This window comes from Arthrobacter pascens, from assembly GCF_030816475.1.
In the GTDB taxonomy this organism is placed as follows: domain Bacteria; phylum Actinomycetota; class Actinomycetes; order Actinomycetales; family Micrococcaceae; genus Arthrobacter; species Arthrobacter pascens_B.
In genome coordinates, this window is record NZ_JAUSXF010000001.1 from 3,284,525 (window position 1) to 3,308,449 (window position 23,925).

The 23,925-nt window shown below is 64.3% G+C and carries 22 protein-coding genes; 12 read left to right on the forward strand and 10 right to left on the reverse strand.

Going from position 1 to position 23,925, the window contains the following annotated elements; genetic code table 11:
- The first annotated feature begins 181 nt into the window (after positions 1 to 181).
- From QFZ40_RS14990 to QFZ40_RS15010, 5 genes are all read left to right on the forward strand, one after another.
- Complete coding sequence (locus tag QFZ40_RS14990; protein WP_306906937.1) at positions 182 to 1,915, forward strand: L-aspartate oxidase; 1,734 nt, start codon at positions 182 to 184, stop codon at positions 1,913 to 1,915.
- A gap of 107 nt (positions 1,916 to 2,022) precedes the next feature.
- Positions 2,023 to 2,919: an RNA polymerase sigma-70 factor gene (locus QFZ40_RS14995; protein WP_306905378.1), complete on the forward strand. Its 897-nt coding sequence runs from the start codon at positions 2,023 to 2,025 to the stop codon at positions 2,917 to 2,919.
- A 120-nt stretch (positions 2,920 to 3,039) separates the two neighbouring features.
- On the forward strand, positions 3,040 to 3,795 hold the full coding sequence (locus tag QFZ40_RS15000) for an SDR family oxidoreductase (protein WP_306905379.1): 756 nt from the start codon (positions 3,040 to 3,042) through the stop codon (positions 3,793 to 3,795).
- Positions 3,796 to 3,852: 57 nt separating this feature from the next.
- On the forward strand, positions 3,853 to 4,596 hold the full coding sequence (locus QFZ40_RS15005) for an SDR family oxidoreductase (RefSeq protein WP_306905380.1): 744 nt from the start codon (positions 3,853 to 3,855) through the stop codon (positions 4,594 to 4,596).
- A 128-nt stretch (positions 4,597 to 4,724) separates the two neighbouring features.
- Complete coding sequence (locus QFZ40_RS15010) at positions 4,725 to 5,393, forward strand: alpha/beta fold hydrolase (RefSeq protein WP_306905381.1); 669 nt, start codon at positions 4,725 to 4,727, stop codon at positions 5,391 to 5,393.
- 108 nt (positions 5,394 to 5,501) lie between these two features.
- On the opposite strand, the gene QFZ40_RS15015 is transcribed toward QFZ40_RS15010, so the two are convergent.
- Positions 5,502 to 6,314 (reverse strand): hypothetical protein, encoded by an 813-nt coding sequence (locus tag QFZ40_RS15015; protein ID WP_306905382.1) that lies wholly within the window; start codon positions 6,312 to 6,314, stop codon positions 5,502 to 5,504.
- A 784-nt stretch (positions 6,315 to 7,098) separates the two neighbouring features.
- Positions 7,099 to 7,419 carry a GYD domain-containing protein gene (locus tag QFZ40_RS15020; protein WP_306905383.1) on the reverse strand — a complete coding sequence of 107 codons (321 nt, stop codon included), beginning with the start codon at positions 7,417 to 7,419 and terminating at the stop codon, positions 7,099 to 7,101.
- Between the two features lie 360 nt (positions 7,420 to 7,779).
- On the opposite strand from QFZ40_RS15020, the gene QFZ40_RS15025 reads away from it, so the two are divergent.
- On the forward strand, positions 7,780 to 10,434 hold the full coding sequence (locus QFZ40_RS15025) for a PEP/pyruvate-binding domain-containing protein (RefSeq protein ID WP_306905384.1): 2,655 nt from the start codon (positions 7,780 to 7,782) through the stop codon (positions 10,432 to 10,434).
- A gap of 15 nt (positions 10,435 to 10,449) precedes the next feature.
- The gene (locus QFZ40_RS15030; RefSeq protein WP_306905385.1) at positions 10,450 to 11,346 is read left to right on the forward strand and encodes a ketopantoate reductase family protein; all 897 of its coding nucleotides are present in this window, start codon (positions 10,450 to 10,452) and stop codon (positions 11,344 to 11,346) included.
- A gap of 160 nt (positions 11,347 to 11,506) precedes the next feature.
- On the opposite strand, the gene QFZ40_RS15035 is transcribed toward QFZ40_RS15030, so the two are convergent.
- On the reverse strand, positions 11,507 to 12,244 hold the full coding sequence (locus QFZ40_RS15035; RefSeq protein ID WP_306905386.1) for a hypothetical protein: 738 nt from the start codon (positions 12,242 to 12,244) through the stop codon (positions 11,507 to 11,509).
- Positions 12,245 to 12,483: 239 nt separating this feature from the next.
- Here QFZ40_RS15035 and QFZ40_RS15040 point away from each other — a divergent pair, with 239 nt between their 5' ends.
- Positions 12,484 to 13,509 carry a DUF808 domain-containing protein gene (locus QFZ40_RS15040; protein ID WP_306905387.1) on the forward strand — a complete coding sequence of 342 codons (1,026 nt, stop codon included), beginning with the start codon at positions 12,484 to 12,486 and terminating at the stop codon, positions 13,507 to 13,509.
- A 52-nt stretch (positions 13,510 to 13,561) separates the two neighbouring features.
- Here the strand turns inward: QFZ40_RS15040 and QFZ40_RS15045 are convergent, their stop codons facing one another.
- From QFZ40_RS15045 to QFZ40_RS15060, 4 genes are all read right to left on the reverse strand, one after another.
- A complete protein-coding gene (locus tag QFZ40_RS15045; RefSeq protein WP_306905388.1) occupies positions 13,562 to 15,076 on the reverse strand; it encodes an MFS transporter in 1,515 nt (504 codons plus the stop codon).
- 391 nt (positions 15,077 to 15,467) lie between these two features.
- Positions 15,468 to 16,244: a type 1 glutamine amidotransferase domain-containing protein gene (locus QFZ40_RS15050; protein ID WP_306905389.1), complete on the reverse strand. Its 777-nt coding sequence runs from the start codon at positions 16,242 to 16,244 to the stop codon at positions 15,468 to 15,470.
- A gap of 71 nt (positions 16,245 to 16,315) precedes the next feature.
- Positions 16,316 to 17,212, reverse strand: coding sequence for a diacylglycerol/lipid kinase family protein (locus QFZ40_RS15055; protein ID WP_306905390.1), 897 nt, complete (start codon positions 17,210 to 17,212; stop codon positions 16,316 to 16,318).
- Between the two features lie 142 nt (positions 17,213 to 17,354).
- Positions 17,355 to 18,014: a DNA alkylation repair protein gene (locus QFZ40_RS15060; protein WP_306906938.1), complete on the reverse strand. Its 660-nt coding sequence runs from the start codon at positions 18,012 to 18,014 to the stop codon at positions 17,355 to 17,357.
- A 152-nt stretch (positions 18,015 to 18,166) separates the two neighbouring features.
- On the opposite strand from QFZ40_RS15060, the gene arr reads away from it, so the two are divergent.
- A complete protein-coding gene (gene arr, locus QFZ40_RS15065) occupies positions 18,167 to 18,592 on the forward strand; it encodes an NAD(+)--rifampin ADP-ribosyltransferase (protein WP_306905391.1) in 426 nt (141 codons plus the stop codon).
- A 17-nt stretch (positions 18,593 to 18,609) separates the two neighbouring features.
- The gene (locus QFZ40_RS15070; RefSeq protein ID WP_306905392.1) at positions 18,610 to 19,911 is read left to right on the forward strand and encodes a hemolysin family protein; all 1,302 of its coding nucleotides are present in this window, start codon (positions 18,610 to 18,612) and stop codon (positions 19,909 to 19,911) included.
- 49 nt (positions 19,912 to 19,960) lie between these two features.
- Here QFZ40_RS15070 and QFZ40_RS15075 read toward each other — a convergent pair whose 3' ends face one another.
- Together QFZ40_RS15075 and QFZ40_RS15080 are read right to left on the reverse strand one after the other, a co-directional pair.
- A complete protein-coding gene (locus QFZ40_RS15075) occupies positions 19,961 to 20,479 on the reverse strand; it encodes a hypothetical protein (protein ID WP_306905393.1) in 519 nt (172 codons plus the stop codon).
- An 84-nt stretch (positions 20,480 to 20,563) separates the two neighbouring features.
- A complete protein-coding gene (locus QFZ40_RS15080; RefSeq protein ID WP_306905394.1) occupies positions 20,564 to 21,352 on the reverse strand; it encodes a hypothetical protein in 789 nt (262 codons plus the stop codon).
- A gap of 77 nt (positions 21,353 to 21,429) precedes the next feature.
- Here QFZ40_RS15080 and QFZ40_RS15085 point away from each other — a divergent pair, with 77 nt between their 5' ends.
- Positions 21,430 to 22,065, forward strand: coding sequence for a TetR/AcrR family transcriptional regulator (locus QFZ40_RS15085; RefSeq protein WP_306905395.1), 636 nt, complete (start codon positions 21,430 to 21,432; stop codon positions 22,063 to 22,065).
- Between the two features lie 20 nt (positions 22,066 to 22,085).
- Here QFZ40_RS15085 and QFZ40_RS15090 read toward each other — a convergent pair whose 3' ends face one another.
- Positions 22,086 to 22,520: an SRPBCC family protein gene (locus QFZ40_RS15090; protein ID WP_306905396.1), complete on the reverse strand. Its 435-nt coding sequence runs from the start codon at positions 22,518 to 22,520 to the stop codon at positions 22,086 to 22,088.
- A 165-nt stretch (positions 22,521 to 22,685) separates the two neighbouring features.
- Here QFZ40_RS15090 and QFZ40_RS15095 point away from each other — a divergent pair, with 165 nt between their 5' ends.
- Positions 22,686 to 23,924, forward strand: coding sequence for an MFS transporter (locus tag QFZ40_RS15095; RefSeq protein WP_306905397.1), 1,239 nt, complete (start codon positions 22,686 to 22,688; stop codon positions 23,922 to 23,924).
- Position 23,925 lies beyond the last annotated feature (1 nt).

Consider the following 23,925-nt stretch of genomic DNA (forward strand, 5'->3'; position numbering starts at 1 on the left):
CGACGTCGAACGCCAGCCTGTCAGAGGGAAGCGCAGCTTCTGTCACAAGCTTGAGGGCTATCCGGTCTTAGTTGGTGACGAGACCGGAGGACAAGCTGCGCCAATGGAATCCAAGATTACATACCAGCGCGCGCCTCAAGGAATCTTCACTTCAGGTACCTCGAGTGAATGGAATGTAGTGATGAAGTCCCAGGAACTGCGCGTGTCAACGTCCGTGCTCGTCATTGGCACCGGAGGCGCCGGACTCCGCGCCGCCATCGAGTTGGCCGAGCTGGGTGTAGATGTGCTCGCTGTCGGCAAGAGGCCCAGGAATGATGCTCACACCTCGCTCGCCGCGGGAGGCATCAACGCTGCTCTGGGCACAATGGATGCCGATGACAGCTGGCAGCAGCACGCCGCAGACACAATCCTCGAAAGCTACCATCTTGCGAACCCTGAGATCGTGGAGATTGTCACCAAAGGGGCCGCACAGGGCATCAGCGACCTGGAACGCTACGGCATGCCGTTCGCCCGCGAGGAAGACGGCCGGATCAGCCAGCGTTTCTTCGGTGCCCATACATTCCGCCGGACCGCTTTCAGCGGCGACTACACCGGGCTTGAAATTCAGCGCACGCTAGTTAATCGCGCCGCCCAGCTCGACATTCCGATATTGGACGATGTTTACATCACGCGCATTCTCGTCACCGACGGCCGGGTCTTCGGTGCCTACGGCTTCCGGCTCTCGGACGGGACGCGCTATCTGATCCATGCGGACGCCGTGGTGCTCGCCGCCGGAGGGCACACCCGCATCTGGCGGCGCACGTCCAGCCGGCGGGACGAGAACACCGGTGATTCCTTCCGCCTGGCAGTGCTCGCAGGCGGCCGCATCCGCGACCCGGAGCTGGTCCAGTTCCATCCCTCAGGCATTCTTGAGCCAGAGAATGCCGCAGGAACGCTCATCTCGGAAGCCGCCCGCGGCGAGGGCGGTATCCTCACCAACGCCCTCGGCGAGCGATTCATGGCCAAATACGATCCCGAGCGGATGGAACTCTCCACCCGCGACCGGGTCGCTTTGGCTTGTTATACAGAGATCCAAGAAGGCCGGGGGACGCCCAATGGTGGCGTGTGGCTGGACGTTTCGCACCTGCCGCGGGAGACGATCATGCGCCGCCTGCCGCGTGTTTACCAGACCATGCTCGAATTGCAGATGCTCGATATCACGACGACGCCGATAGAAATCGCACCGACCGCGCATTACTCCATGGGCGGCGTCTGGGTCCGTCCCGACGATCACAGCACCGACGTCGCCGGTCTCTACGCCATCGGGGAGGCGTCAAGCGGCCTGCATGGCGCCAACCGTTTGGGAGGCAACTCGCTGATCGAGCTCCTGGTCTTCGGCAGGATCGTCGGCAATGCCGCCGCTGAATACTCGGCGTCCCTGACTGCACATGTGCGTTCAGCGGAAGCGGTGGATGAAGCTCGAAACGAGATAGATGACCTGCTCCACGCCAATGGCCGCGAGAACGTCCGCGTACTTCAGCGTGCCATCCGAGACACCATGACCGAGCATGCAGGTGTGGTGCGCAACGAAGAAGGTCTTAAGCAGGGCCTGGCGGAACTCGACGGGATTGAAGCCCGCATCACCGAGGTGGGCGTGCATCCGGACATCGCCGGATATCAGGATCTTGCACACGCTTTCGACTTGAAGGCGGCCGCCCTTGCCGCGCGTGCGACGCTCGAAGCTGCCCGTGAACGCCGTGAAACACGCGGCTGTCATAACCGCAGCGACTATCCGGAACTTGATTCACGCTTGCAGGTGAATCTGGTCTGGTCTCCCACTCGTGGCATCGAGCACGAAGGCATCGCGCCTGTACCGCACGAGATCGCGCAGCATATGCGCCAACCGGTCACAACCGCGGACAAACTCGTCGAGTGAATGAAGTGGCATACCAACTTACCGCCAGATTTGCCCGCCGTCGTATGGCACCCAGGCCCGGAATTCCGTCGTCAGGGTCAAATCCTTGCAGCAGTAATATTGGGGGCATGGATGCCGACACCGGGTCAACGGACGAATTGGAATCGGCATGGACAATTTTCGCTGAGGTCCGTTCTCGGTTGTTCGGGATTGCCTACCGGATGCTCGGCAGTGTCATCGAGGCGGAGGACATTGTCCAGGAGACGTGGGTTCGATGGCAGACATGCGATCGCAGCCTGGTTCGGAATGCGCCGGCGTTCCTGGCGACCACCGCCACCCGTCTTGCCATCAATGTCGGGCAGTCGGCACGTGTCCGTCGTGAGACGTATGTCGGTCCCTGGCTGCCCGAGCCTGTGGACACAAGCGCCGACCCTGAACTGGGCGCCTTGCATGGTGAAGCGCTCGAGTTCGCGGTGTTGCTGATACTGGAAAAGTTGTCGCCGACCGAGCGGGCCGCGTACGTGCTGCGGCAAGCGTTCGACTACCCGTATGAGCAGATCGCGGAGATCATCCAACAGACAGAAGCGAATGCCCGCCAGTTGGTCAGCCGGGCGCGCAAACGCCTTGCTGAGGAGAAACGCGCTGAGGTGAGCGTGAGCGAGCAGCGGCAACTGCTGGAGGCATTCCTGGCTGCCGCGCGAACCGGGAACCTGGCCGCGCTGGAGGCACTGTTCGCCGCCGACGTCGTCAGTTACTCCGACGGCGGCGGTAAGGTTCGGGCTTCCAAGTTCCCTGTTGTCGGACGGGAACGGGTCGCGAAGTATTATCGGGCGTTCGCTTCGCGTTTCTGGGTTGGTGTCGATACCCAGCTTTTCATGGCTAACGGCCGGCCTTCCGCGCGGCTGGCACAGGACGGGGTGGTGTTTGCGGTGGTGACTCTCACGGCGTCTGCCGATGGTATTGATCGGCTGTTGTGGACGATGAATCCGGACAAACTCTCCGGCGTGACGAGGGTTGGCGGCTGACCTGCCAGCCTTACAGCGCAATTTTCCAAAGCCTGTCACAGATTGATCTGATACCCGGTCATAGCTGGTGGACGGAATGTCACTGCATTCCGCCGAGCCACTATCGGAGGAAAGATCATCATGAAGATCGTAGTAATTGGCGGCACTGGCCTGATCGGCAAGCAGGTGGTGCAGATCCTCAGCAGTCAGGGCCATGAGGCGAAAGCGGCGTCCCCTTCCACCGGGGTGAATTCCGTGACCGGCCAGGGATTGGATGAGGCGCTGGCGGGGGCGGACGTCGTTGTCGACTTGACGAACACCGCCGATTTCGATGAGAAGGTAGTCGTTCCCTTCTTCTCCACGTCATCCCGCAATCTTCTCGCTGCCGAGAAAAGGGCCGGCGTGCGGCATCATGTGGCTCTGTCGGTCGTTGGAACCGACCGTATCGTTGACGGCTACTTTGCCGGAAAAAAGGCCCAGGAGAAGGCAGTTAAAGAAGGCGGAGTGCCGTACACCATTCTGCGGGCCACTCAATTCTTCGAGTTCATCCCGATGATCGCCGATGCAGGAACACGCGACGGGTCGGTTTATGTGACAAGTCACCTGATGCAACCGATGGCTGCTGCCGACGTTGCCCGCATTGTGGCGGAGACGGCCGTCTCGCCCTCGATTGACGGCGTCCTTGAAATGGCCGGCCCTGAACGCGCAGGACTGAATGAATTCGTGGGCCGGGTTCTCGCGGCCCGCAATGATTCCCGCCCAGTGGTCATTGATACCCAAGCCGGCTACTTCGGCATACCGATCGAAGAGACCAGCATCGTTCCCGTGGGTGAATCCCGCATCGGGGACATCACCCTCAAGGAGTGGCTGAACTCGACGTCCCAGCACGCCCTGTAGCTCGTTATAAGCGGCTAACTACCGCACCCCTCAACACCAAATATCGGAAGGAAGATCATGAAGATCGTAGTTATCGGCGGTACTGGCCTGATCGGCTCGAAACTGGTCAGCAAGCTCGGCGAACACGGACACGAAGCAGTGGCCGCTTCCCCTGACTCGGGTGTGAACACCCTCACCGGCGAAGGCCTCGCGGACGTGCTGCAGGGAGCCCACACTGTAGTCGATGTGTCGAACTCGCCCTCGTTTGAAGATGCAGCTGTGCTGAACTTCTTCACCACCTCCACCCGCAACCAGCTCGCCGCGGAGAAGGAAGCCGGTGTCGGGCACCACGTCGCCCTGTCCGTCGTGGGCACCGAGCGCCTGGCCGAGAGCGGCTACTTCCGGGCGAAAATCGCCCAGGAGAAGCTCATCAAGGAATCAGGCGTCCCGTATTCGATCGTTCATGCGACGCAGTTTTTCGAGTTCGTCAAGAGCATCGCCCAGGCCGCGACCGAGGGAAACACTGTTCGTCTGTCACCCGCCCGTATCCAGCCCATGGCCGCTGAGGACGTGGCCACCGCTGTTGCACGCACCGCCGTCGGAAGTCCACAAAACGCCACCGTTGAGGTCGCCGGTCCCGAGCAGTTCGGTCTCGACGAGCTGATCCGCAAGGGCCTCAGCTTCCGCGGCGACCCCCGCGAGGTTGTCACCGACCCTACCGCGCGCTACTTCAACGCCATGCTCCAGGATGGCGAACTGCTCCCGGGAAGCGAAGCGACTATTTATAAGACCCGCTTCGAAGACTGGCTGAACCAGCAGTAGCCGGACGGCGCGGGGTGTCCTTCACAGAGGACGTTTAAAGGCACCCCGCGCCCAGCTGTGATCAGCGACCCGGCCAAAACCCCAGGCTGAGCATGTTGTGAATCCGTTTTCGGGGCGAAAATGAGGAGATGTTCGTTCTGATCCCAGGAGCAGGCGGCGCGGCCTGGTACTGGAGCCGGGTCGTCCCCTTGCTTCAAGGGGCTGGCCACGAAGCAGTCGCCGTCGACCTACCAGGTGACGACGAACGCGCCGGTCTGCCCGAATATACGCATCTGGTTCTCGAGGCCATCGGTGAGCGCCATGACGCGGTGCTCGTCGCTCAGTCGTTGGGCGCCTTCACAGCGCCGCTGGTCTGCAACCGAGCGGCCATTCGAGAGCTTATCCTCGTCAATGCAATGATCCCCATGCCGGGCGAGACTCCCGGTGCATGGTGGGACAACACAGGCTGGGCTGAAGCGCAGCAGAGCGCGGCGAAAGCCCACGGGTACAGTACCGAGTTCGACGTCGGCACCTACTTCCTGCACGACCTTCCACCGGAAGTTGCCGCCGAAGGAGAAATGCATCAACGGCCAGAGGCAAATGCAGTTTTCGAGTCAGTGTGCAATTTCGACGAATGGCCCAACATCCCCATCCGAATACTCACCGGAGAGGCAGATCGCTTCTTTCCGATCGACTTCCAGCGACGAGTCGCCCGCGAACGCCTCGGCCTGGAGCCAGACGTCGTGCCCGGTGGCCATCTCCTGGCATTGGCAAATCCGGAGGCCGTGGCCAACTACCTGATGCAAGACACTCGGTGAGCAGATCAATTGCTCTTCGATGTCGTACGGCCAGTGCTATGAGACACCCAGGTGGGTTCGGAGAAGGAGTCGGCGCCCGCGGGCGGGATCGTCTATCGCATCAGCTGGTTACTTGGTGGACTTGAACACGATCGAGTCGAAGACGGCACGTGCCTCTCTCGTCAGCTCCGGATTGATGGGTGCGTGGACGGCCACCCACTCCTCTCTCGTCAGCTCCGGTTGGGCGGGTGCGTGGTATTGGGCCACCCAGAACATAGCGCGCTGGCCGTTCAGGTCGACTACCCGGTAGGTTTCCCGTTCATCCTGAGACGAGTACCAGCGGTTGCATTGGTACGAGTTTCCTGAGTGGATGCAGAACTTGCCGCCGTCGCAGGCTGTGATGTCCACGTCGCCCTCGACGGAGTGGTCGAACTCGAAGCCGGAGTAATCGCCCACCACGACCTTAACGGGAGGGGTGCTCGCCGTGGACGTCTGCGCCGTCAGCGCCTCGACGAAGGCCTCAGCCGACGGATTGACCTCGACGAGTGCGTCCTGCCACGCGCATGCGTCCGTCGGCACATGGTCGGAGGGCCACCAACCCACGTAGACCGCCGCTTTACCCGGCCTATCCGGGTCGTCCTTGCCCAGGCCCCCGTCGCCGCCCGACCAGCCGTCTGGGACGGTGATCTCGAAAGGCTCCGTGAAGCTGGTGACGAGGTATGTGCCGGCGTCGACGTCGCCGCTCTCAGGGAGCGGTGGGATGCCGCTGGCATCCGTAGTCGGAAAACTGGCTTCCGTAGTCGGAATACTGGCGGACGGGAGGGAGACGTCGTCGGATTCATACTCGCACCCGCCGAGACTTGCAATCAGTGCGATAAGCACCAGGGGCAAGAGATGGCGCGACCGCTGATGGGTCATTTCGAGGGGTGTCAAGGAGCTCATCAATCCTCCAAGCCGCTACAGGGTACTGTGAGGCCCCGCACCGGAGTGGCCCCGCGGGCGGCCCGAGATGATAGGCCGTCGCCTCAAGTCTCCTCCGGCACAGTACCCGTGACAATTAGGTCCGCAGGGTAAACGGGCAAGCCGGCGCACGGCATCGCAAGAAAGGCTTGAGGCTGCGGCAGCCTTGTTAGTGCAACGCTAGCCGAGAACCGAGAGCCTCCGCCAGCACAGGCTTCGAGTAAGCGTTGGGACTTGGCTCAGCCGCGAGCTCTCGCTCCCAATGCTCGGCGTCGACCTCAATTGCCGCCCCTGGGACGGGCCGCACGGCGGCGATTGACCCCGCAAGCTCATTGACCGCTGCAACCGCGGCGCCGCGTCTGGTCCCGCCCCAACCTGCTGCCCGCATGGTCAGCTCCCGCCGGCCGATACGCACTAAGTGCGTCGGAGTCAGCCAGAGTTCACCGTGGCCCCAGTGAAGCCAGCCTGTGGTGCACGAATCGGACAACAGAAATACCCTCATGACTTCGCGCCATTTTGAGCAGCAACAAACATGATTCCCCCAATAAAGTCTGATACTTCACACAATGAGCGCCACACTAACATCAGAGACCGCGCGGAACTGACTCGCAGGCTGCCCACCCAACTCGGTGTCTCGAAACATCTGCGCCTCGAAAACCCTAGGCGTACAAAACAGCCTGTTCCTGCCCCACCAACTAGCGGGCCGCCGTCGTAAATTACGACGGCGGCCCCGCGGCCAGATGCCTGGCTTCCCTGCTGTCCCTGCCTACTGTCCCGGCGGGCGGTAGGACGGCGTCTTCTTGACCGCTTCGTCGATGTCTTCCACCGTCAGGAGCGGCTTCAGACGAACGTTGACACTTCCCGTCGAGTTGATGAGCATCGACAGTGCTGCAGCACTTGCATCGTCCGGCGCCTCAATAACGCCAAGAACATCGTAATAACCAAAAGCGAAGTAGAAGCTCTCCAGCGATCCTCCAACCGAGCCGAGGGCCTCCGCAAAAGCGTCACGCCTCTTGGTGCCGCCTTCCTGCATAAGCCCCTTGATGCCCTGGCCCACATATGTTCCTTCAAACAGATACTTCGTCATGATCGTTCCCTTCCCACATTTTCATTCCGTCCGACGCTCATCACCCAAGCGCGTTGACAGCGCCCGGCTGCACGCCGCGCACCATGCCGCTGCCAGCTCAACGGACCCCTGCCAGCTCAACGGCAAGCGGGCAGAAAAGGCCCAGACACCATTCCTTGGAAACGGGTGTCTGACCCCGTTTTAACGCAGAAACTACTCCGTTACGGCAGAAACTATTCCTCCCGCTACGGGCAGTCAATATGCCCTGATACTTATTGACCGGATGCCTCCGCGTCTATGGCCTCCCGTCTGCGGCAGTGCCAGTATGTTGAGGATCAGGCTCACTGCAGGCACCAGTCACGGGGCAGCAAGGATTCGGTCATGACCTTTATCAAAAATTTAGCCGATACCGGACCAGGCGACATTGCCGTGGCCGGCGGCAAGGCCGTCGGGCTCGGCGGCCTGATCCCGGCCGGGCTGCCGGTTCCGCCGGGGTTTGTCCTGATCACCGCCGCCTACTCGCACTTCGTCGAGGAAAACAACCTTGCGACGGCGATCCAGGACCTGGCCGCGCTGCCACCGGAGGCCTCGCCGCAGGACTATGAGGATGCCTCAAAGCGGATCACAGTCCTGTTCAGGAACGCGACGATTCCTGCCGGGATTGACGCCGAGCTGACCGAGGCCTACGGGCGTCTCGGTGCCGGGGATACGGCGGTGGCGGTGCGCTCCTCCGCCACCGCCGAGGACCTCGCGTCCGCCAGTTTCGCCGGGCAACAGGAAACCTACCTGAACGTCCGAGGCGCGGGGGCACTGCGGGCCGCCGTGATCGACTGCTGGGCTTCCCTCTGGACGGCGCGCGCCATGGCCTACCGGGCCCGCGAAGGCGTGGGACCGCAAGAGGTGCGTCTCGCCGTCGTCGTCCAGCAGATGGTGGAGGCCGACGCCGCGGGGGTCATGTTCACCGCCAACCCCGGCAACGGGCGGCGGGACCAGACGGTGATCAGTGCCGCCTGGGGCCTGGGCGAGTCGGTGGTCAGCGGGACAGTCACCACCGATGACCTGGTGGTCGACGTCGGAACCGGCACCGTGGTCTCGCGGCGGACGGCCGACAAGGAAGTGATGACGGTCTATGCGGAGAACGGCACCCAGGAGCAGCCGGTGGCGGCAGCCCGCCGTCGTGAACCTGTGCTTGATGACAGCGCGGCGGCCGAGCTGGCCTCCTTTGGACAGCGGATCGCGGCTCATTTCGGTGCGCCACAGGACATCGAGTGGGCGCGGGCCGGGGGCAAGTTCTTCATCCTGCAGTCCCGGCCCATCACGGCGCTGCCCGACCCGGCGGCCGACATCCCCGAGACGTGGCCCCTGCCGTATCCGAAGGGGCTCTACTTCCGGGCGAGCATCGTGGAGCAGCTGCCCGACCCGCTCTCACCGCTGTTCGCCGACATGATTGACGGCTCCGTGGCGCGGTCGCTGAAGACCCTGATGGCCGAGGCGCTGGGCAAGAACGCGATCCGCGACGGCGACATCGGACTGCCCACCATCAACGGCTACGCCTACTACTATTACCGCAACTCGGCGATGTGGCGGATGATGGGCAAGCTGCCGACGGCGTTGGCGGCACTGGCCCGCGGCAAGGCGCATATGGGGGTGGCCGGCTGGCGGGAGTTTTCGCACCCCCGGTACGAACGGGTGATTAAGGACTGGCAGGCCAAGCCCCCGGCAGAGCTCAGCGGCGAGGAACTGCTGGAGGGCGTGCAGGAGCTCCTGGACGCCGGCACCGTGTACTACACAGCCGTGCAGTCGATCATTCCGCTCGCCGCCACCAGCGAAATCTCCTTCCGCGCGTTCTACGACAAATTCGTCCGGCGCGACGGCGATCCCCCGGCCCAGACGTTCCTCCTGGGCTACGACAGCGAACCCATCCGGGCGGAGAAGTCGCTGTACGACCTGGCCGGCTGGGCCCGCAGCGATCCCGGGCTGACGGCGGCTTTGCTGGAACGGCCGACGGCGGTGCTCGCCGAGTGCCAGCGCACCGGTTCCGTGCCCGAAGGTGTGGATAACGCCCTGTGGCAGGAATGGCGTTTCGCCTTCCAGGAGCATCTGAACCTTTACGGCCACGCGGTCTACAACCTGGATTTCGCCAGTCCGGTGGCGGCCGACGATCCGTCCGCCCTGCTGGAGACGGTGAAGTTCTACCTGCGCGGGCAGGGCACCGATCCGCATGAGCGGCAGCGGCTCTCGACCGAGCGGCGGGAGGAGCTCACCAGCCAGATGGCCGCCCGGCTGGGGCCGCGCCGCCGGGCGGCGTTCCTCCGGCTGCTCCAGTGGGCCCAGGACACCGCACCGATCCGCGAAGACGCACTGGCCGACGTCGGACTTGCCTGGCCGCTGCTGCGCCGGATGCTGCGCGAACTCGGACAGCGGCTGGCGGGCTCCGGCGTGATCGCGTCGCCCGACGATGTGTTCTGGCTGCGGTTCCAGGAGCTGCGGAGCGCCGTCGAGTTCGGCCTCGCCGCGCCCGGTGCCCGGGCCGCCGTCGTCATTAGCGGAGCCGACCGGCCCGTCCGCGCGGCCGCCGTCGAGGAACGCAGGATGCTGTGGCGGGGGCAGGCGAAGGCCGCGGCCCCGCAGATGCTTCCCAAGACCCGCTGGATGGACAAGGCCTTCGGGTCCATGAGGCCGGCGGGCCCGGAGCAAAAGCCCGGAGACGTGATCAAGGGCGTTGGAGCCAGTGCCGGCCGGGTCAGCGCTCCCGCCCGCGTACTGTCCGGGCCACAGGACTTCGGCACCATGCAGCCCGGGGACGTCCTGGTGGCCCGCATCACCACTCCCGCCTGGACATCACTCTTCGCGATGGCCTCGGCCGTCGTCACCGACGTGGGCGGCCCGCTGAGCCACAGCTCCATCGTGGCCCGCGAATACGGCATCCCTGCGGTCCTCGGCACCGGGGTTGCCACGCAGCGGCTTGCCACCGGCCAGCAGATTATGGTGGATGGCGACGCCGGTACCGTCACCATCGAGCGGACGGCCACCTAGGAAAGGCATTCACCCATGCGGATACTCGTCGTCGGAGCCGGAGCCACAGGCGGGGCGTTCGGTACCCTCCTGCAGGAAGCGGGCCGGGATGTCACGTTTCTGGTGCGGCCGCTCAGGCAGGAGGTGCTTCGCCGCGACGGGTTGCGCTTCGTCTCCCCCACGGCTGACAGGACGCACCCGGTGCAGACCACCACGGCCACGGATGGGCCAGAGGCCTTCGATCTGATCCTGGTCACGGTCAAAGCCACCTCGTTCGAGGGCGCACTGGGCGACATGGGCGCTTTTGTCGGGCCTGGAACCACCATCATTCCCATCCTCAACGGCATGGCGCATATGGACCGCCTTGAGCAGCTGTACCCCGGCCAGGTACTCGGCGGGCTGGCCCGGATCGTCGCCACCCTCGACGGCGATGTGGTCCGGCAGCGGACGGCCCTCACTTCCCTGACGGTCGGCGGGCTGAACGGGAACCCTGTCCCGGCCGATGTTTCCGATGCTCTGGCCGTGCCCGGCGTCGACTTCTCGGTTGTGGACGACGTCATGGGCGCGCTGTGGGAGAAGTGGGCATTCATCGCTTCCGCGGGGATCGTCAATTGCCTGTTCCGGGCGCCGGTCGGACGGATCCTCGACGCCGGCGGGGAGTCCAGGATCCTGGAGGCCATCAGTGAAACCGAAGCCGTGGCGGCAGCGGCAGGACATCCCGTTTCCGACGCCGGTCACGCACAGGCCGTCGGTTTGCTCACCGAGCCGGGATCGGGCTTCACCTCCTCCCTCTACCGGGACCTGAGCGCAGGGCTCCCCTCCGAAGCCGAGCACATCCTCGGCGACCTCGCCACCAGAGCCCGCAGTCTCAACGTGCCGACGCCGCTGCTGGACCTCACCCTCATCCAGGTCAGGGCCGGCCTCCCGGTCTGAATACGGAGCTCCCGCTCATCGGCGTCGACCAGGAGCGACCACCCGCCGTCGGGCTTTACCACCACCTATTGAAGACCATTGACCCCCCGGCCTATCCTGCACGGAAAGATCGAAACAATGGGACGCCCTTTGACGCCTGCGACTATAGTGGCGCGGCGCGTTAGCTAGCCTTCTGCGGGTCGGCGGCCCTGTGGAACTGGTAGACCTCAACGTGGTCGTCCTTGAGCACGAATCGGGTGAGACCCTGGGCCTGGAACCACACGATCTCCGCGACGGTCTCGAGGCCTTTGGGGGAACACCCTTCGGCGCCGTTCCTCTCGCGAATCGCCTCGTCGGCCACGAGCAGGCAGACCGTGCCGTAGCGAGACTGTCCGCTCCAGACGCTGAGGCCCCCGAAGTCCTCGTATTCCCGCAATTCATTGGCGCTGAGACCCAGCGCGTCGAGAGTGCCGAGGTTGTCTTGCGGCTCATCGGCGTCCGCACCGACCGACTTCAATGCGAGCACGAAGTCCGGCGCAGGCACGTCGTCTAAACGGTGCTGCGCATCTGGGGCGGGCAGCGCCGTTTCCGTCAACGTGTTGGCCGGGATTGCGGTGGGCTCATCAGCACGCAGCTGCGACAGCCAGGCGACGTGAACCGTGATCAGGGCGAGGGCAGCGGTGGCGCCGCCGAGGATCATTAACCAGCGGCGGCGGCGCCACCACGGTACCGCGGGGACGCTCGGGCCGGGATCGATGACGGGAGTCAGCTGTCGGTGTTGGGAGGCCTCCAGTTCGGAAAGCCGAGCCTGAGCCGCCACATCCCCCGCGATGTCGCCATCCCGTCCGTACGCGCGTCGCCGCAGGCGCTCCAACTCGCCAGCGTCCACGCCCTCTACCGACCGCAGCGGGCCATCCATGCCCTGATTATCCACCCGGGCACCATCCGGGCCTAGAGGCATGAGCCATACTTTCGGGGACCATTCCATACTGGAGTTGGCATCCTCGTTCGAAGCACGTTGCCAGCGGCTGGCCGGATCACACGCCGCTCACGTCGAGGGGCCGCCCGCCGTCGATATACTCCAAACATGCCAATCACTCGCCTCGACCCAGGCATCCACCCCCAGCCGTCCCCCATTAAGCAGCACGGGAGCTATCTGTGAGCGGCGGTCTCGTCGCCCTGCTGGATGACGTCGCAGCCCTGGCGCGCATAGCGGCCGCCTCGGTGGACGACGTCGCTGCCGGAGCGGCCAAGGCCGGGGCCAAGGCCGCCGGCGTGGTGATCGACGACGCCGCCGTGACCCCGCAGTACGTGTCCGGGGCGGACCCGTCCCGCGAACTGCCGATGATCAAGCGGATTTTCTGGGGCTCGCTCCGGAACAAGCTGCTGATCATCCTTCCGGCGCTGCTGCTCGTCAGCGCCTTCGTCCCGTGGGCCATCCCGTTCATCCTCATGCTGGGCGGCACCTACCTCTGCTACGAGGGCGCCGAAAAGGTATGGCACAAGCTCCGCGGCCACCACACCGCGGACGAAGATACACCGGCGGTTGAACGGGGCCCCGAGGCGGAGGCAAAGGTCGTCAAAGGCGCCATCACCACCGACTTCATCCTGTCCTGCGAGATCATGGTCATCGCGATGAATGAGGTGGCCCATGAGTCCTTGTGGGTCCGGGCGCTCATCTTGGTGTTCGTGGCGCTCGTGATCACTGCGCTTGTGTACGGTGCCGTGGCGCTCATCGTCAAGATGGACGACGTCGGCATGCACCTGGCCGCTAAGGATTCCGCGGGCTCCCAGCGCTTCGGCGGGCTGCTCGTCAAGGGGATGCCCTCGGTGCTGGCCGCGATAACGTTCGTCGGGACGATCGCCATGCTTTGGGTTGGCGGTCACATCATGGTGCAGGGGGCGCACGACCTTGGCTGGCACGGGCCGTATGACTTAATCCATCTCCTTGAGGCACCTTTCGCGGGGATCCCCGTGGTGGGAGGCTTCCTGGCCTGGCTCCTGGACACCCTGTGCTCGGCCGTCATCGGGCTCGTTTGGGGCATCGTCGTCATGGCTATCGTGCATCCGCTGCTCAAAGTGCTGCCGTTCGGAAAAAAGAATGGCGGGCACGAGGAGGGCGACATCCGCGCCGAACTTGCCGGCTACCGGCCCACGAAACACGACGGCGATAAGTCCGCTTAGCCCGCATCCTCCCCGCCCAGCTCCCCGAAGGCGCCAACGAGGAACTACTTCATCAGGGCTCCCCCGCCCTCCCCTGAGGTTGCGCGTGCGCCGCCCTCGCCGCCTCATAGCTGCTGTCGAACGGCAGCGAGTCCATCTCCAGAAGAGGGTTGTCGTCCTGCGTCGCCACGAGCTCACGGGCCGCTTCATCCGAGTCCACGCTGGGCATCGACCCGGGCAGGTGCCGCCGGGCGGATTCCGGCAGGAAGTAGATGGTGACTGCAGCGATCGCCGAGGTGGCCACCAGGTAGTACGCGGGCATCATGTCGTTGCCCGTCGCCTGGATGAGCGAGGCGATGATGAACGGGGTGGTGCCACCAAAGATGGCGACGGCAAAGTTGTAAGCGATGCCCATGGCCCCGTAGCGGTGGGCCGTAGGGAACAGCGCCGGCAACGCCGAGGCGAGATTGGCGACGAAAAACGTGACCGGGAAGGCGACAAAGGCCAGGCCCGTGAGAGTGGCCGGAATGGTTCCTATCGAGAGCAGAAGGAACGCCGGGATGGCTAGAACCACCGTGCTGAGTGCACCGATCCAGAGCACGGGGCGTCGCCCGATCTTGTCCGAAAGGTGCCCGGTGAAGGGGATGCACAACGACATGACCACCAGGATGGGGATGGTCAGCAGCGTTCCGTGGATCTCGTCGTATCCCTTGTTGCTCGTCAGGTACGTCGGCATATACGACGTGAGGGCATAGCCCACCGTGTTGGCGGCAGCCACCAGAATCATGGCCAGCACGATCCTGCGCCAGTGGGCCTTGAAGATCCCCACCGGGCCCAGGGGCCCGATCACCTCGCCGGTCTCGGGATGCCGGGCGGCTTCCTCTTCCTGTTCCAGGGTTGCCTGGAACGTTGGTGACTCCTCAATCTTCATCCGGAAGTAGATGGCGACGATGCCGAGCGGACCGGCGACCAGGAACGGGATGCGCCAGCCCCACGCCTCCATCTGGTCCTGGCCCAGCATCAGCTGAAGGACGGAAACCAGTCCGGCGCCAAGCGCGAAGCCCAGGTAGCTGCCCATGTCCAGGAAACTGACGAAGAAGCCCCGGCGCCTGTCCGGTGAATGCTCACAGACGAACGTCGTGGCGCCGGCGTACTCACCGCCGGTGGAAAACCCCTGGATCAGCTTGGTGACCACGAGAAGCACGGCAGCCCAGATGCCCAGCACCGCATAACCCGGGAGGAGGCCGACGACGAACGTCGCCGCCGCCATGAGCATCAAGGTCATCGCCAGGACCTTCTGGCGCCCGATCTTGTCGCCCAGCCAGCCGAAGAAGATGCCGCCCAGGGGACGGGCGATAAACGTGGCCCCGAAAGTTCCCAACAGGAACAGGTTCTGCACGGCTTTGTCCGCTTCGGGCAGGAACACCGGGCCCATGGTGGTGATCAGGTAACCGAACACACCGACGTCGTACCACTCCATCGTGTTGCCGACGATGGTGCCGCCCAGCGCTTTCCTCAGCGTCCGATGGTTAACGACGTTGATGTCCGGCACCTGGAGGCGGCGGATCTTCGGGGGCTGCGCGGTCATAACTTCGGTCCTCCCGCAACAACGTTCAGGTGGTCCCGGCACTGGCTTTGTTGCATTTTGATTCCTCCACTGGAGGTCACGCGCCGTCCCCACACAGCGCCGTCGTCGGCTTCGGGTCAGCGAAACGGCCGAACCCAAGTGCCCGGCAATCGTGCCGGACTGTCCAGAGGAGTCCAATGTCCGCCGCGGAAGGAATTCTGCGTTTAGTCCTGTCCCATGGGCATCGAGACTCTTTGCGGTGCTCCGAACATTTTGGCACCGCTGCCCGGGCACATCAATGACATTACGTTGCCTAGCCTCTGGTCAAAGCCGCTGTTGCGCCGGGCCGGGGGCGCCGACTGACGGCCGCCCCGCAGGTGGGGTGGCCGTCAGTTTCAATGCGCTGTTGGTGTTAGTGCCCGGCTTCTGCTGCAGCTTTCTTCGCGTTTTTCTGGGCGTCCTTCTCAGAGCGGAGAGTCTCCGTCTCGTGCCGTTCCTCGGCTTTTTCCTGGTGGATGAGCTCTGCGAAGAGCTTCTCCATCTCCTTGGCCACGCCCGCTGCTGAAGCCGGGTTCTGGCCCGTCACGAGCCGGTCATCAACCACCACCATTTCCTCGAAGACATCAGAGGAGACGTGGGTAGCACCCTGTTCCTCAAGTCGGTCTGCCAGAAAGAACGGGATGACCTTGTCCTTCCCTGCGGCAACCTCCTCGTCGTTGGTGAAGGCGGCAACTTTCCGCCCCTCAACGAGGCGAAGCCCGTTCTCCAATTCGACGTTCAGCAGGCCGGCCGGTCCGTGGCAGACAGCGCCCACCAAGCCGCCGGCGTTGTAGACGCTTGCCACGAGATTCTGCAATCCTTCGCTCTCCGGGAAGTCCCACATGGTGCCATGGCCGCCCACGAGGAAGACGGCGTCGTACTGGCCGGGATCAACGACGTCGACTCGGGCAGTGTTGTAGAGACCGGCGCGCGTAGTCTCATCCTCCGTAAAGGCGACCTGGATGGGATCTCCTGGGTCCACCTCGTCGCGCGGGGGCTGGCCGCCCTGGATGGACGCAAAGTCGACGAAATGCCCGGAATCCTTGAACACCTTCCAGGGATGTGCCGCCTCGGCCACGTTGTAGCCGGTCTTCTCTCCGGTGTCGCCCATCTCGGAAACGCTGGTCAGTACCATGAGGATTTTCTTCATGAAGTGCTCCTTTCGTCCGGGTCCCACCCTACGCCCAGCCCAATTTGGGCCCTCCGCGTCTTAGACAGGAGTCAGAGAGTGGCAAGGACGCCCCTGGCGCTTTCCACCAGGACATGGGTGCCTGCCTGAACATGTACGACTTCGCCGTCAATCTGGCACGGAACAGCATTCCGCGTCGTGAAGGCATAGCTGCTGACGCTGGGTTGGCGCCCCAGTCCCATAGTGACGGCCCGAAGGGTCATCAGGGCCATCTTCCAACGCCCGGCATGGGGCAACGTCACCACCTCGAACTGTCCATCGTCCGGGTGGTTCGACTCGCTGACCCTCCCATACTTCGCCATCCGCGAGATGTTGGCCAGGATCAGACTGTCGAATTGTGCGGTTGCCCCGTCGGCCCGAACGAGCTCAAACGGCCTCAGGCCAGAGAGCGTCCGGGCAACGGAGAGGAGCTCGAGGACTTTCCCTTTTCCGCCCTTATCGATCCCGATAGCCATCAACGGTGTAAGTCCGAACCCCACATATGAGTGGGCGTACTGAACCTGCTCCCGATGTGCGCCGCGGAACGTTATGCGCAACAAGTCGATGCGACGGACCCGGCTCTCGCGGATGGCCTCCGTAAACGGCCTCACCGGCCTGCTCCTGTGATGATCATTGGCGTTACCTGCAGGGAGCACAGTGCACACCGCCCTGCTGGCGGGAACGTCCATCACGCCGTTGACAACCTCGTTGTACCCGCCATCGCCGCTGACTGAAACTATCAGCGGGGCCCCGGCCGCGGCCGCGGACCGCGCCAGATCGCGGGCGTGCCCCGCAAAGTTCGTCGGCAGCAGCTCGATGGGCAGGCCCGGCAGATCAGTGGCAAGATCACGCTGCAGGTCATCAATCCGCGTGGCCATTCCGGCTTTTCCCGGATTGAAGATCAGGACCACGCGGTCAAATGGGACGGCAGGTGCCCGGTCATCAGCCATGCGCCCGTCCTCCAGTCCCGGTTGCGGTCGAGTCCAGCCTAGCCGTGGATACTCTCCCCCAGGGCCTTGCCGTGGGCTCTCTTACGCGTTCTTCACCCTTCCCCTAATCCTGTACACAGTCCTCCGCTACAGCACCCCTGCCCTACCCCTCCACCTTCCGCCGCACCATCTCCCCAATCCAGGCCGGCGCGAACGGCGAGGTGCAGCCCGGAGGCGTGGGGTAATCCTTGAGCACCTCCAGGCGTTCACCGATGCCGAGGGCACGGGCGCGATGCTCAGGGTGCTCGATCCCGATCTGCGCCAGGCAGGTGTTCATGGCCCACTGCAGGCGGTCGGGGGCGTCCTTCATTTCCGTCTCGATGACGTCGAGCAGGCGCGTGAGGTCCAGGCCCTCAGGCGTCTTCACCACGCGTTCAGCCGTCAGCGCCCAGCCCGCGCTGGCCACCACCGGATCCGGATCGGCGGACCACGCCAGGCGCAGCTCCTCGGCATGCGGGCTCTTCTTCACCACGTAGTTCACCAGCCAGTCGTGCACCTTGGGGGCACGCGCCTGCCGCAGCATCGTGTCCAGCTCGTCGCGCCCGAACGCCTTCGGCCGGCAGATCAGGAGCGCCAGCAGCCTCGCCGCGGTGTCATCCGTCTCCCAGAGCAGGCGGGCGAGTTCATGCTGCGACTTCAGCCGCTTCGCCACCGCGCGCAGTCTGCCGAGGTTCACGCCGTGATCGTCGCCGCGCTTCCCGTTTGCCTCGCGCACTCTCGTGTCCTCGAGCGTGGCCAGCTCGGCCATCACGTCGCCCACCATCGCCTCGTTCAGCGCCGTCCCAGCCACATCGGCCTCCCATCCATCACCCTTAGGAGTCCAGCCTACGACGGCGGCCGCGGCAGTCCTGGAAGCAGGTGAAGGTCAGGCTCCGGCGGGCTAAAGTGGGAGCGCCCGACTTTGAGGAGATCGAGATGGAGAACCAGCCGACGGCGTCCGGCCCCGAGGATCCCGGACCCTTCTATCACGGCACCAAGGCCGACCTGAAGCCGGGAGAGCTGCTGAAACCCGGCTACACCTCGAATTTCGGGACGGGGAAGAAGGCGAACCACATCTACTTCACAGCAACCCTGGACGCGGCCACCTGGGGAGCGGAACTTGGCGTGGGCGAGGGCCGCGGCAGGATCTACCAGGTGGAGCCGACCGGTCCATTCGAGGACGACCCCAACCTGACGGACCAGAGGTTCCCCGGCAACCCCACCAGGTCCTACCGCACCCGGGATCCACTGCGGGTGGTTGACGAGGTCCTCGACTGGCAGCCGCACTCCCCCGAGGTGCTTCAGCACATGCTGAACCACCTTGAAGAACTCAAGCGGCAGGGCATCGAAGCCATCGACTGATTCGGTAGTGTCAGATCATGGATAGCCACACGCTGGTCAACTTCCTGCTGGTCCTTTTCTTCGTGGTGTTGGGAGGGGTTTTCTCCGGCACTGAAATGGCGCTGGTTTCCCTCCGCGAGAGCCAGGTGCGGCAGATGGAAAAGGCAGGAAAACGCGGGGCCAGGATTGCAGCCTTGGCCGGGAACCCTAACCAATTCCTCTCCAGCGCGCAGATCGGCGTGACCCTTTGCGGCTTCTTCTCAGCCGCCTACGGGGCCTCCACCATCGCCCCCGATGTCCAACCCCTCCTTGAAGGTGTGGGCTTTGGCCGGGCGGCCGAATCCGTATCCTTCATCGGCGTCACCCTGCTGGTGGCCTACCTCTCCCTGGTGCTCGGGGAGCTGGTGCCCAAGAGATTGGCCTTGCAGAGCGCCGTCGGCTTCACGAAGATCATGGGTCCGCCCCTGAGCTTTTTCTCGCAAATTATGCGGCCCGCGGTCTGGCTGCTGTCGGTTTCCACCAACGGGATGGTCAGACTGTTCGGCGGTAACCCCCATGCAAAGCGGGAGGGCGTCAGCTCTGAGGAACTGTGGGACATGGTTGCCCAGTCGGACATGCTGGAAGAAGACAGCAGGAGCATCCTGAGCGACGTTTTCGGGGCCGGGAACCGATCGCTACAGGAGGTCATGCGCCCCCGCACCGAGGTCAGCTTCGTCGACGGCGGACTGACTATCGCCGCCGCCCGCGGCGTTCTCCGGGACCGCCCCTATTCGAGGTATCCCGTGATCGACAGGACCCCGGATGAGGTCCTTGGCTTCATCCACTTCCGTGACCTGATACCACGGGATGACAGGAATGACGCGACGTTGGTGCGGGACATCGCCCGTGAGATCCTTCCCCTGCCGGGGACGAACCGCGTGCTGCCTTCACTGTCACGGATGCGCAAACTGGGCCAGCACATAGCCCTCGTAGTGGACGAGTACGGCGGCACCGACGGCATCGTCACATTGGAAGACCTGGTGGAGGAACTGGTCGGTGAAATCTACGACGAGTACGACACCGGCAGCGACGCCGAGGACCGCGTCAGCGTGGGGAACGGATCCGTAGAGGTGGACGGCGGCCTGATACTCCAGGAGTTTGAATCAGCTACCGGGGTAGCGCTGCCAGATGGCCATTACGAGACGGTGGCCGGGTTCATCATGGACCGCCTGGGCCGACTCGCCCAGACCGGGGACAAGGTGGAAATATCAGGCCATGTTCTGACCGTGACCGCGATCGAGCGGCTGCGCATTGCCCGGATCCGGGTGACCCCCGTCGACGGGCGGCCGGAACAAGCCTGAGCCGCCCGTTGAAGGAAGCGGGTGGAGGCAGGCCCCGTTCCTTCGTGCCTCAGAAGAGGCCGAGCGCCCAGGCAACCAGGACGCCGCCGACGGACAGGACACCTGCCGCAATGCCGACTATTAGCGGCGCCTTGACAGACCACGGCATTCGCTCTTTCAATCCAACTTCACGTGCGGCTGCTTTGATCATGCCCCGGCCCTCCTCGGAGCTGAACTTGTAGTCCACGACTTTGGCCGGTTTGCGCTCGCCGTTCAGCGCCCACGTCTTCTGGGCCGAGAACTGGTATTTGCGTCCAACGAACGCCTCCGCGTTCAGCTTCAACCGTGGTACGCCGGCTGACCACGACACTGAGTAGGTGCGGTCGGTGATGGTGTACCGCTTCCCTTCGACCTTCACACGGTGCACGAACACGCGATTGAGGCCCTGGGCGGAATAGATCCCGAACCAACGGGCATTGACAATGTCAAGGCCGACGTCGAATCCGTCATCGCGCGCGGTCACGGTGTACGGCGTGCCCTCAGTGTGGCGCAAAACTGCATCATGGAAGGGCTCTAGTTGATCTATCACGTCGGCGAGTCTATAGGGGGAACGAAACCGCCGCCTAGGTAGCAGGGCAGGTCAGCACCATTTAGCGCCCGACAGCCCCGAAAGTCAGTGGCCGCGTCCGTGGGCGGATGCGGTAGCGGACCTGCCCCGTTCAGTGTGCTGCCTGCGAGTCCCGGCACCGAGGAGGAGGACGACGGAGACTGCTGCGATCCAAAGGAACATGGGCTGGAAGGAAATGATGAACAGCGGGAGCTGGGTAATGAGCACCGGCCGCAGGATGGTCACGATTCCGGCGAAGACGCCGAACCAGGCAAGCCAGCGTGGCAGACCGCCGGCCTGCAGAGCGCTGACGCTGATGGCTACGGTGACCACGCCCAAAGCCACTTGCCCCTGAACGAGGGCTGTGAACCACAGGCCCTGCAGCAGAAGAGCGGAATTAACGTCGAGGTGGTAGTCAGGGGTGGAGCGCAATACTACGGCGATGCCTGTCGATAGGGTCTCCGACAGTAAACCGCCGGCAAGAAAAACAGCCGAGCCGATGGAGACCAGCCCGCTTAGCCAATCTGAGAGCTCTGACCGGTTGCTGACGCGCCGCAGCCCGGCGAAGAATCCGATCGCAAACACGAAGATGAGGTTGGAAAGGGCGAAGAAGACCACCATCTGGTCGAGGTTCGCGCCGTCCGGGAGGTAGTCGGCGAATTTCGCGCCCGCGCCCGCCTCCCAAAAGCTGGGCGTCCTTTGCAGCGCTATCGACAGTGGACCGTTGATGACGATAGCGACCACCATGCCGATTCCGCACCATCCGGTAAGGCGGCGGGCTCTGCCCACGAGTAGAAAGCGTTTGTGGATGACCGCCGGAGCCGTAGGTTCATTCATTTCCGGTGAGGTCGACATGGCCCGCTCCTCGTTGTAGTAATGCTCTAATGAGTTAAGTTATACTCCACTCAATGGGCCGTCGCTATACTGAGTCCATGGTTCCTTCCCCCCGACCTACACACCGGCAGCGCCAGGCCCAGGAAACCAAGGACCGCGTCATCGCCGCTGCCCGGTCACTCATGGCGGCGAAGGGATGGGCGGCCACCACCATCGACGCCATTGCTTCGGGGGCCGGCGTAGCCCCTCAAACGATCTACGCTGCGTTCGGAAATAAACGCGCCCTGCTCGAAGGCATGCGCCACGCCATGCTGCGAGACTCGAAAATACCTGAACTGATGGCCGACGCCGCGGCCGAGCCGAGTGCCTCCCGCCGGCTCGGGCTGTGGGCGCAACTCGTGCGCCAGCAGATGGAGACGAGCTACGACGTCATCTCGATCCACCGCCAGGCCGCGGCGTCAGATCCGAATGTCGCCGCCGCCTACCGCAAAGTGCTGGACAACAGGGCTCGAACCTTGGCGGGCTTTATCCACGGCCTGCGTGCCGATCTCGCCCCCGGCATCGACGAAGCCACCGCAAGCGACCTCCTCTGGTGTTTCTCGAACGAGGAAATTTACCGGGAACTCGTCGAGGAGCGCGGCTGGTCAGCGGACCGCTACCAGCAATGGCTTGCGGCGACCCTGGTCGCGCAGCTGATCACCCCGCCGCCCCGGCAACCGAAGTCCGGACTCTAGAACGACCCCCGGCGGGCCCTCTACTTGGCCTCGAGGACGGCCTTCAGCCTGGCCAGCTGCGCCACCTCGCCCTCCATGGTCTTCTGGATCAGGGGTCCCAGGAGCTTGGCGAGTCCTTTGGGCTGCAGGTCCAGGATGAACCGGACGTTCGTCCCTCCGGGTGCCGGGCTGAGGTGATACTCCCCGGCAGGCCGGGCGGGCCCGGCCACCACCCGGAAGCCGAGGTGCCGTCCGGGCGCCGTGGCGGTGATCTCGTAGTCGCCGTCGATAGGCCGCCCGCCCGGACCCGTGAGGGTCTGGCTGTAGACGGCCCCCAACGCCCCGGGGGCACCACTTTTCAGTGAAATGGCCTGCACTCCTGAACGCCAGGCAGGGTTTTTCAGCCCGTCTGCCAGGAACGCGTAGACATCCTCCGGCGAGCGGCTGATGGTGGTCTGGTTCTCGGCGTGAGCCATGGCTGCCCCTTAGCTGTTCGGTGTCCGTGTTGCCTGTAATAAGTGTCGCTGCTCACGGCCGATCTGGCGGGAAAACACCTCATCAATCGGGTAAAATCGGTGGAGGAATTGTTCGGCCTAAAAGAGCCCGGTTCCACTCCTCCCCCTTGAATGGAACCCTTTCCCATGTCCTCCGCGACTTCCGCGCCGGCAGGCCAGCGCTTCCCGCTGGCCGCCATGATGGTTCTGGCCACCATCGCCTTCACCGCCATCACCACCGAACTGCTCCCCTCCGGCCTGCTCCCCCAGATCAGCACCGGTCTGAACGTGTCCGAACCGGTGGCCGGCTACCTCGCCGCCGCCTATGCCGCCGTCATCGTGGTCACGGTGGTGCCCGCCGCACGGCTGCTGGGCAGGGTCCCGCGCCGGCCCCTGCTCGTGGCGCTCGTCCTGACGTTCGCGCTCAGCAACGCGCTGGTGGGCTTGGCCCCCAACTTCACCGCGGCGATGATAGCCAGGCTGGTGGGCGGCCTAGCCCACGGACTGCTCTGGACCACCATGGCCCCGTACATCACCCGCGTGGTCCCGGCCAACAAAGTAGGCAAGGCCCTGGCCCTGGTCTTCAGCGGCAACAGCCTGGGCCTGGCCATCGGCGCACCCATCGGCACCGCACTGGGCGGCTTCCTCGGCTGGCGGGCATCGTTCCTGTTCCTCGCCGGCTTCGGACTGCTCCTCGGCGTCCTCGCCTTCTGGCTGCTGCCATCCGCCCGGCGCGGCGCCAACGAGGCCCGTCCCTCGCTGCGCAAAGCCATCGCCCAACCCGGCGTAAAATCCGTGGCCATCGCCTGGCCGCTGATGGTCCTGGCGCACTTCGCGCTCTTCACCTTCATCGCCCCGTACATCCGCGACGCCGGCCTTCCGGATTACGCCATTAGCCTCTCCCTCACCGTCCTGGGCGTCTCCGGCCTGTTCGGCATCTGGATCGCCGGGCTCACCGTCGATTCCCACCCGCGCCGTTCACTCTTGATCACGACGTCGGCAATCGCCGTATCGATGCTCCTCTTGCCGTTTGTGGGTGGCAGCCTTCCCTTCGCCCTGGCCCTGATGACCGTCTGGGGCGCCGGCCTGGGTGCCATTGGCATCTACAACCAGTCGGCCATTCTCCGCGCCGGCCGCGAGAACAAGGACGCCGCCAACGGTCTCACGGTCCTGACCATCCAGCTGGGCATCACCATCGGCGCCCTTTACGGCTCGGCCGCCCTGGTAGTGGCGGGCCCGCTGCTGGTGCCGGCCGCCGCGGCCCTCCCGGTCATCGCCGCACTGCTCGTCACCATCGGCGGGCGCAAAGCCGCCTATCCGCCGGGGCCGCGGGAGTCGGTCTGGAAGAGTCCACGTCCGGTGCAGGAACGAGCGGAGAGCCGGTAGT

Coding starts and splice junctions, on each gene's coding strand:
- QFZ40_RS14990 (WP_306906937.1), top strand. CDS start 182: ATGAAGTCCCAGGAACTGCGCGTGTCAACGTCCGTGCTCGTCATTGGC.
- QFZ40_RS14995 (WP_306905378.1), top strand. CDS start 2,023: ATGGATGCCGACACCGGGTCAACGGACGAATTGGAATCGGCATGGACA.
- QFZ40_RS15000 (WP_306905379.1), top strand. CDS start 3,040: ATGAAGATCGTAGTAATTGGCGGCACTGGCCTGATCGGCAAGCAGGTG.
- QFZ40_RS15005 (WP_306905380.1), top strand. CDS start 3,853: ATGAAGATCGTAGTTATCGGCGGTACTGGCCTGATCGGCTCGAAACTG.
- QFZ40_RS15010 (WP_306905381.1), top strand. CDS start 4,725: ATGTTCGTTCTGATCCCAGGAGCAGGCGGCGCGGCCTGGTACTGGAGC.
- QFZ40_RS15015 (WP_306905382.1), bottom strand. CDS start 6,314: ATGAGCTCCTTGACACCCCTCGAAATGACCCATCAGCGGTCGCGCCAT.
- QFZ40_RS15020 (WP_306905383.1), bottom strand. CDS start 7,419: ATGACGAAGTATCTGTTTGAAGGAACATATGTGGGCCAGGGCATCAAG.
- QFZ40_RS15025 (WP_306905384.1), top strand. CDS start 7,780: ATGACCTTTATCAAAAATTTAGCCGATACCGGACCAGGCGACATTGCC.
- QFZ40_RS15030 (WP_306905385.1), top strand. CDS start 10,450: ATGCGGATACTCGTCGTCGGAGCCGGAGCCACAGGCGGGGCGTTCGGT.
- QFZ40_RS15035 (WP_306905386.1), bottom strand. CDS start 12,244: ATGGATGGCCCGCTGCGGTCGGTAGAGGGCGTGGACGCTGGCGAGTTG.
- QFZ40_RS15045 (WP_306905388.1), bottom strand. CDS start 15,076: ATGACCGCGCAGCCCCCGAAGATCCGCCGCCTCCAGGTGCCGGACATC.
- QFZ40_RS15050 (WP_306905389.1), bottom strand. CDS start 16,244: ATGAAGAAAATCCTCATGGTACTGACCAGCGTTTCCGAGATGGGCGAC.
- QFZ40_RS15055 (WP_306905390.1), bottom strand. CDS start 17,212: ATGGCTGATGACCGGGCACCTGCCGTCCCATTTGACCGCGTGGTCCTG.
- QFZ40_RS15060 (WP_306906938.1), bottom strand. CDS start 18,014: ATGGTGGGCGACGTGATGGCCGAGCTGGCCACGCTCGAGGACACGAGA.
- arr (WP_306905391.1), top strand. CDS start 18,167: ATGGAGAACCAGCCGACGGCGTCCGGCCCCGAGGATCCCGGACCCTTC.
- QFZ40_RS15070 (WP_306905392.1), top strand. CDS start 18,610: ATGGATAGCCACACGCTGGTCAACTTCCTGCTGGTCCTTTTCTTCGTG.
- QFZ40_RS15080 (WP_306905394.1), bottom strand. CDS start 21,352: ATGTCGACCTCACCGGAAATGAATGAACCTACGGCTCCGGCGGTCATC.
- QFZ40_RS15085 (WP_306905395.1), top strand. CDS start 21,430: ATGGTTCCTTCCCCCCGACCTACACACCGGCAGCGCCAGGCCCAGGAA.
- QFZ40_RS15090 (WP_306905396.1), bottom strand. CDS start 22,520: ATGGCTCACGCCGAGAACCAGACCACCATCAGCCGCTCGCCGGAGGAT.
- QFZ40_RS15095 (WP_306905397.1), top strand. CDS start 22,686: ATGTCCTCCGCGACTTCCGCGCCGGCAGGCCAGCGCTTCCCGCTGGCC.